Annotated in this window: 1 pseudogene; it reads right to left on the bottom strand. The window is 64.0% G+C overall.

The annotated features are described in order from the left end of the window. Positions 1-18: 18 nt before the first annotated feature. Positions 19-1,372 (bottom strand): annotated as a pseudogene (locus tag H5395_RS18295) (IS701 family transposase). Positions 1,373-1,437 lie beyond the last annotated feature (65 nt).

Raw genomic sequence — 1,437 nt, 5'->3', positions numbered from 1 at the left:
CACTACTTTGGCAGATTTTCAGGGGAGAGGATTTTGCGGCAGTGGGGACAACGGAATGGGGGCGGCTGCGCGAGAGCAGTGAGGATGGCCTGCCTGACGGCGGGCAAGCTCGGTTGGGGCGGCGGACCGAGGATTCTTTTTTCCCCCTCCCGCCTGTTTGAGGCGGTGAGATTGCAGGAAGGCGTAGGCGATCATCGTCATCAGCGCGTGTCGGTGCAGGCCTATCCATGAGCGCCCCTCAAAGTGGTCGAGGCCAAGCTCCTCCTTGAGCTGTTGATGCGCCTGTTCACAGACCCATCGCGCCTTGATGGCGCCTGCGATCTGCTTGAGCGGGGTGTCGGCGGGCAAGTTGGAGAGGTAGTATTTGCGCTCGCCGGTCGAGCGGTGTTCGCCGATCACCCAGACTTCCTCGCCGGGCAGATGCTGAGCGCCCATGTCGCGGATGCGCTGAGGTGTGCCGTCGGCAACACGAACACGGACAGCGGCGAAGCGGGCCGAGAGGCGGCCCTTGGTGCCGCGTCGCCAACTGACCGGCCGCCATTGGGCTTTCTCCAGCATCGCCTGCGCGGTGATCGATTTCATGTCCGGGATATGGTGCTGGCGCGGACGGCCGCGGCCCACAACGGGGAAGATCATCGCCACGTCGGCAGGATAAACCTTTTGCCTGAATGGGATGCCAACAGCCCAGGCAAGGCCGCGCGCGGTCAGCGCTTGCCGGAAAGGGGCGCTCAAGCCATATCCGGCATCGGCAAGGACGCAGCCGAAGTGCACGCCGGCCGCGCGAACCCGGTCGATCTCGGCCAGCGCGATCTCGGGCTTGGTCCTGTAGGCACGATGGTCATCGGGCACACCGGCACGATCGAGCCGGGCGGGATCGGAGGTCCAGCTCTCGGGCAGAAACAGCCGCAGCCCCACCATGACCGGCACTTCGCCCGAAGCCAGCGTCAGCGACACCAGCGTCTGGCAGTTGGCGTTCTTGCCGAGCGCCGAGGCATATTGCGGCGCGACGCCGACCGAGTGGCGTCCCTTCTTGGGGAGCGCGGTGTCATCCACGATCAGCCACGCATCGTCCCCGCCGACTTGTCGGTCGGCCTCGGCAAGCAGCGCCGTTTCCAACGGTGCCGCATCCCACACGCCACTCGCGATGAAGTGGTGCAGTTGGTCATAGCTTATGCCCGCGGCACGCGCCGCCATCGGCTGGACGCTCTTGCGATCCCCAAGGCCAATCAGCCCGGCAATATAGGCCGGACACATCCGCGCACGCGTCTTGTGCCTCAACGCCGAAATGAACGGCTCAAGCCACCGCTCCAGATCGACTTGCCAATCCATATTCATGGCCGGCTCCTCCAACAGCCGGCCTCTCATGAATCATGCAAAACCGACCTTGGGAATCCCTCAAAACGCTCCCAGTATCAAAAATCTCCCAAAGTAGTGCTA

The sequence above is a fragment of the Paracoccus sp. MC1854 genome (assembly GCF_014164635.1).
Lineage (GTDB): Bacteria > Pseudomonadota > Alphaproteobacteria > Rhodobacterales > Rhodobacteraceae > Paracoccus.
This window is presented reverse-complemented; position numbering and strand designations above follow the sequence as displayed.